Here is a 5,995-nt window from a genome sequence, read left to right as displayed (position 1 = left end):
GGTTTGGGGTGAGCTAGGGGCTGAAGGGGTGGCCAGCACGTTGCGGGGCCGCAGGTCCAGCACCACCGGGCGGCCCTCCTGCTCGGTGAGTTCGAAGTCGGCGGGGCCATAGCCGAAGGGCTCGAGGGCTTCCTGAATGGGCTTGAGCCTGGCCCTGCGCAGGGGATGGCGGCTGCCTTCAGGCCAGAAGGCGTAGTAACGGCCCGGCTTATTGGAGATCTCCAGTCCCTCGGGAAGGGCCTGGCGCTCCTCCAGGCGGCGCAGGGCGTTACGGTAGCCCGCGAAGACGGCACGGGCTTCGGGGGTGTGCACGTCGAACCAGTAAAGCTTCCCCTGCCGCCCCTGGAGGGCGACTTTGAAGGCCTTGATGAAGCCGTCCTGCCAGAGTTCCTCCAGCACCTGGTATTTACCGTCCAACACCGGCATCAGCGCGATTATACCCTCCGCGATGAGAAGCGGAGGAAAACCCCCGGACTCGGTAAGTCCGGGGGGAGGCGCTGTGGCTTTCAGTAGATGGTCACGATGTTGTCGAAGCCCAGGTTGGCTGCGGAGATGTAGGCGAAGATCTTGGAGAAGTTAGCAGCGACCCCGCTTCCAGGCGTGATGGGGATGGGCCCAGAGGTCTTGGTCACGCCGTTGAGGGTGATCTCGAGGTAGGCCGTGGTGCCCACCGTGGCGTTCCGGGCGTTGATGCTGATGAGGTAGTAGTTGGACGCCGGCGTGGGGTAGTGGGTGGCGTTGAGGGTGTAGGTCTCGGGGGCGGAGCCGTCGAGGCTGTCGGCGCTGAAGGTACCCCACAGCCCACCCGCTACTACCCCGTCAGGGGCGTAAGCCTTGACCGCGCGCCACTCGAAGCCGGTAGCGGGGTTGAACTCGCGTACCGCCAGGTCGAGGTCGCCGCCGCCGGTCCAGGTGAGCCTGACGATCATGGTGGAGTTGAGCGTGGCGCTGTGGGTGGCAGGCGAGGCCACCGAGTCACCTTGGGCTACCGTCAGCACCCCCGTGGCCAGCGGCTTGGAAACCCGCTCCTGCGGCCAGAAGGCGAACCCGGCGGAATCGGTGATGTCCTGCCCGGCCACCAGCACGTCGTAGGTGCCAGGGGCGATCTGGTTGAAGAAGGCAGCGCCCCGGACGTCACCTACGGGGCAGGCAAAGTTCAGGCAGTAGTAGTTGGTCTTGGCCTGGTACTTCACCACCCCGCCCTGCAAAAGCTGCACGTCTACGACGTTGAGGGGGAAGGCTACGTCGCTTGCATCCACCACCCCATCACCATTGGAGTCGAATTTGTTGAGGGTAGCCACGTCCACGCGAGCCGCGCCACCGCGGTAGTCGGTGGTGTCGGTCCCGGCTTTGATGGCGGCCAGCTTGTCCGCGAGCTTCTTGAGGTTGATGCGGCCATAACCCGTTCCCCGGTCGAAGCCCGCCGGGCCGATGTCGTCGGTGGCGGTCTCGAGGATACGCCGTACCTGGTAGGCCGAGTAGCCGGGGAAGAACTGCTTGACCAGCGCCGCCGCACCAGCCACCTGAGGCGTGGCCATGCTGGTGCCGGAGATACGGTAGTAGAGGTAGGGCTGGCCATTAGCCTTGAGGTCCCAGGTAGGCCAGGTCGAGAGGATGTCCACCCCTGGTGCACCCACGCTGATGTGGCCGCCCATGGTAGAGAAAGAAGCCTTCTGGTCCTGGCCATCGGTGGCTCCGATGGCGATGATACCGGGATAGCCCGCCGGGTAGGAGAGCTCGTCCTGGCCGCTGTTGCCCATGGCCGCGACGATGGTCACCGTGCGGTCGGGGATGCCGTCGTCACCAGCAGCCGTGCAGTCCGGGCCGTCATAGCAAGGGAGTGCTACCGTCGGGAAGAAGCCTAAGAGGCCGTCCATGGCGTAGCCCGAGGTGGCGGCGTCGATGGCGTCCTTGAAGACCTGGCCGTAGCCCTTGCCGCCCAGACTCATGTTCATCACGTCGGGGGTGACGCCGTCACCGTCAAGGTCGTAGATGGCCGCGACCACCGCCACCGCCAGCGTGAAGTCGTCGGTGGAACCCCCGCAGAAGACCTTGAGGTCCATCAGCTTGGCCCCGTAGGCCACGCCGGCCAGGCCCTGCCCGTTGTTGCCCCTGGCCGCGGCAATTCCCGCCACGTGGGTACCGTGGATGTCGATACCGTTGGTAGCGTCGAAGTTGGGGGGGATGATGGCGGGCGTGCTGGAGCAGCCGGGGTTACCCGCTATGGTCCAGGCGTTGATGCCCCGGACCATCTTGGCCCCAGCCGGTACCGGCAGGGTCGTCCAGGCCTGGCCGGAGAGGTCGGGGTGGGTGCCGTCGATCCCGGTGTCCACGATGGCGATGACCACGCCGTTGCCGGTTGGTTTGTCATTGGGGGCGGCAGCAGCATCTACTACAGTGTCCCAGCCAGCCTGGGCCTGCATGACCTGGTGATCCCACTTGGCCGCCTCGAGCGGATCGTTGAGGGCCTGGCTGCCCAGCTTCTGCACAGGTTCGGGGTGAGGGTGCGTGTAGTTAGGCTGGGCGTAACGCAGCCTGAGCTGCCCTTTCCCTGCAAGTTTGCCCAGGGCGTGCGAGGCATCCAGCCCTGTGGGCAACTCGAGCAAAGCCGCCCTGAGTTGGGGAAGTTTAGCCTTAACCCTGCCGCCCCCCAAGGCCTGGAGGACCGCCTCGAGGTCGCTTTCCTCGAAGTAACCCACCACGATCTGGTTGGGCACGTGCTCGGCAGTGATAGGCACCGCCTGGATCTTGACCGGTTCCCTGACCTGCGAAGGCTGCTGGGTACAGGCCGCGAGAAGGAGGCCAAGCCCCAGCGCCAGATAAAAGCTCACGCGCATTTTCATGAGGCTCCTCCTAGGGTGCGGTGGTGAAGGTGAAGAAGTCGGTGGACTCTACGCCCAGCGTCCAGAAGCCCAACCCATCCGCCGCTACTGAGACCGCAGTGGGGTTGAGGGGGTCGTCCAGGGCGTAGGCCAGGATGATCTGCCACTCGTAGCTGCGGCCCTTTTGCAGGGTTTCCCACTGCGTTCCGGTGTAAGCCCCGTCCTGGTTCCAGGTCCAACTGGTTTGGTCCACCAAGGTGAGCTGGGCCGGATTGGTGAAAAGGGCCATCTGTCCGGTGAGGGTGTCCCACAGCGCCCCAGCGTAGTACTGGTGAGCTCCCACGGAGGCCGTCTTGGTCCAGGTGAAGGTGGGAGCGTTACTCACGTTCTGCGCATCATCGGCAGGAGCAGTGAGCCGTACGTCCCAAGGAGGTAGTGGAGTGGTGGAAACTACGTTGGAGGGCGGGCTCTCCTGGTCGCCCAAGAAGGTAGTGACGCGGTAGTAGGTTTTCTTACCTACCTCGAGGTCTGCGCTGCTGTCGCGGTAGAAGGTACAGGGCGCGGGCAGGGTGCGGATGTGGATGAAGTTATGGCCGTCAAAGCTACGATAGACCTTGCAACCGAAGGGGACGTCGTTGGGGGCTTTGGAGGAGTCGGTCAGGTTCTTCCAGAAGAGCTCGACGTAGAGGTTGCCCCCCGCCGGGGCCGCCGCAAAGGCAATGCCCGACAACTTAATTCGGTGATCTTGCGGCTTATCCCCTCTCAATCACCCCCTTGAATTGTTCTTAGCAAAGCCATCCTACTTCTAGTCTTTAATCAAGTCAAGAATGATCTTGCCTCAAGCAAAGCTTTCCCTAAAGCAGCAGACTTGCCTACTGAAGGCTTATCCAGGGTTCGGAAAAGGTGTGAGCTTTTATACCTCGACCCCCTGCCCCAATTGAGGCTCGAGCCCCAAGCAACTACAACTGGTATTGCTTGGAAGTAAGCGTTAATCTTGTTATCATAACGCCCAGAGCATGACCCCTATCAGCCGGGTCGCCCACGCCTACGACCGCACGCGGTACCACCCGCCCGAAGTCTCCGGGCGTATCGCCACGGCCATCACCACTCCCGTGGAGCGGGTATTCCGCGAGCCGCACTTCCTCGAGATCGGCGCGGGCACGGGTCGCATCGCGGTGCCCATCATCGCGCGGGGCTACCGCTACACGGCGCTGGACATCAACCCGGCCATGCTCGAGGTGCTCAAAAACAAGGTAGCCGGCGTGGCCCGCAAGGCCCGCCTGGTCGAGGGTGACGCGCGCGAGTTGCCCTTCGAGCGCGAGAGCATGCACGCGGTGATCGTGGTGCACTTCTGGCACCTGCTCGACGACTGGGAGCTGGCGCTGCGCGAGGCGCTGCGGGTGCTCAAGCCTGGGGGCTTTTTGTTCGAGGGCTGGGACCAGTCGGAGGGCGAGAGCGAGGATTGGCGCATCCAGCAGAAGTGGGGCGAGATTCTAGGGCGGCTGGGCTACTCCCTCGAGCGGGGCCGCCACCAGCGGCGCCTGGGAGAGGTCGAGCACGCCCTCAAGCGGTTGGGGCTCGAGCCCAAAGCCAGGCCCATAGCCGAGTGGATCGAGCCGCGCAGCCCCAGGGCCAGCCTGGAGATCATCAAGGACCGACTCTACTCCTTCACCCAGAGCATTCCCGAGGAGATCTTCCGCCCCTCGGTGACACAGCTGGAGCAGTGGGTCATGGATACCTACCCCGACCCCGACCTCGAGTATCCCACCCACTGGAAGTTCATCGTGCGCACGAGCAGGATGGTGTGATGGAAAACGATCCCCGCTATCCCATTGGCCGCTTCCAGGCTCCCTCCCTCATCACGCCCGAAATCCGCGAGGGCTGGCTCGAGGCCCTCGCTCAGACTCCAACCCGCCTGCGGGCAGCGAAGCTTCGTCCATCCCGAGTCGGGGCCGACCACCCTGGCTCGAGCCCTGGGTCTGTACGCCTAGCACGGCAGCCACCACGTCGCCCACGTCACCGAGTTGCGCAGGCGCATGGGCTGGTAGACTGACGGCGGTTATGGAACTCAACGTAGTCGGTCTGCGCGCAGCCCCCAGGGAAACCCTCGAGGACCTCCAGCAAGCCCTCCGCAGCGCTTCCTTCAACCGCCTGGTGGTGACGCTGGTCACCGACTGGCAGGACCAACGCAACCAGGCCCGCTACGCCGTTTTCGCCCGAGGGGGGCTCAAGGCCCCGGTGCTCAGCCTCGACGCCTTCGGCCCGGCTTTCGGGAAGCCGGGCGAGGAAGCCCTGGCCACGCTGGTGCAGTGGCTGCGGGAAAAAGGCGTCACCCACTTCTACGAGGCGGTCCTGCCGCCCTCGGAGTACTCGGCGCTCTTCCTCGAAGACCCTGAGGAGGTCTACAAACGCCTGGTAGCCGCGGCCAACCCCACCGACCCCGCGCTCTACCTCGACCAAGCCAGATTCAGACGTTAAAACCGAACATGCGCATCTGGCGCTTGCCGTCTTCGGTCATGCGGGCCGGGGTCCAAGGTGGGCTCCAGACGAAGTCCACGTTGACCGTGTGGACGCCGGGGAACTTCATCACCGCGATCTCGGCGTCGGCCTTGACGATGTCCTGGGCCGGGCAACCGATGGCGGTGAGGGTCATGGTGATATCCACGACCCCATCCTCCCTGACCTCGACGTCGTAGACCAGCCCCAGATCCACGATGTTGACGGGGATCTCGGGGTCTTTGACCACCTTCAAAGCCTCGAGCACCTGCTCCTGGGTGGGTAGCACCGCTTCGCTCATGCCGCTCAGTATAGCCAGCCCCTTCCGGAGCAATAGGGGGACTTTTCACCCTCGAAAAGAAGCAAGGCTTACTGGGTGGGGTAGTCGTGCTCGAGGTACTCCAGCACCCCACGGGCGATACCGTAGGCGATGCGATCGAGGTAGCGCGGGTTGCGCAGGTTAAGCCCCTCGATGGGGTGCGTGACGTAACCCATCTCCACCAATACCGAGGGCACAGGAGCGTGCTTGTTGACGAAGAAGTCGGAGGTGCGCAGGCCCCGGTTGGAAGCGGTGGTGCTGGAAAGCAGGTAGCCCATGAGCTTTATTCCCAGGCTACGCGAAAGCTCGGCCCGGCGGCTCTGGCTCAGGGAGAGGGGTGAGGCCGGCAGGGGAAGCG

General features: G+C 64.2%; 6 protein-coding genes and 1 pseudogene. 2 read left to right on the top strand and 5 right to left on the bottom strand.

Going from position 1 to position 5,995, the window contains the following annotated elements; genetic code table 11:
• From Mrose_RS17650 to Mrose_RS17640, 3 genes and pseudogenes are all read right to left on the bottom strand, one after another.
• Positions 1-426: pseudogene (locus Mrose_RS17650) on the bottom strand (PASTA domain-containing protein); the annotation flags it as partial.
• Between the two features lie 80 nt (positions 427-506).
• Entirely contained in the window at positions 507-2,843 is a 2,337-nt protein-coding gene (locus Mrose_RS17645) for a S8 family serine peptidase (protein ID WP_119280502.1), read from the bottom strand.
• A 10-nt stretch (positions 2,844-2,853) separates the two neighbouring features.
• Positions 2,854-3,552, bottom strand: coding sequence for a hypothetical protein (locus Mrose_RS17640; protein ID WP_119280500.1), 699 nt, complete (start codon positions 3,550-3,552; stop codon positions 2,854-2,856).
• A 286-nt stretch (positions 3,553-3,838) separates the two neighbouring features.
• Here Mrose_RS17640 and Mrose_RS17635 point away from each other — a divergent pair, with 286 nt between their 5' ends.
• Positions 3,839-4,630 carry a class I SAM-dependent methyltransferase gene (locus tag Mrose_RS17635; protein ID WP_119280498.1) on the top strand — a complete coding sequence of 264 codons (792 nt, stop codon included), beginning with the start codon at positions 3,839-3,841 and terminating at the stop codon, positions 4,628-4,630.
• A gap of 253 nt (positions 4,631-4,883) precedes the next feature.
• Positions 4,884-5,300 carry a DUF3197 domain-containing protein gene (locus Mrose_RS17625; RefSeq protein WP_119280496.1) on the top strand — a complete coding sequence of 139 codons (417 nt, stop codon included), beginning with the start codon at positions 4,884-4,886 and terminating at the stop codon, positions 5,298-5,300.
• Here the strand turns inward: Mrose_RS17625 and Mrose_RS17620 are convergent.
• On the bottom strand, positions 5,290-5,619 hold the full coding sequence (locus tag Mrose_RS17620) for a metal-sulfur cluster assembly factor (protein ID WP_119280495.1): 330 nt from the start codon (positions 5,617-5,619) through the stop codon (positions 5,290-5,292). The two genes, Mrose_RS17625 and Mrose_RS17620, sit on opposite strands and share 11 nt — an antisense overlap.
• A gap of 68 nt (positions 5,620-5,687) precedes the next feature.
• Positions 5,688-5,995: N-acetylmuramoyl-L-alanine amidase family protein (locus tag Mrose_RS17615; RefSeq protein ID WP_147371719.1), on the bottom strand; the 308-nt coding region annotated here is incomplete at its 5' end.

It is taken from the genome of Calidithermus roseus (genome assembly GCF_003574095.1).
GTDB lineage: Bacteria > Deinococcota > Deinococci > Deinococcales > Thermaceae > Calidithermus > Calidithermus roseus.
Note: the sequence above shows the minus strand (reverse complement) of the source record. Positions and strands in the feature narration are given on the sequence as shown.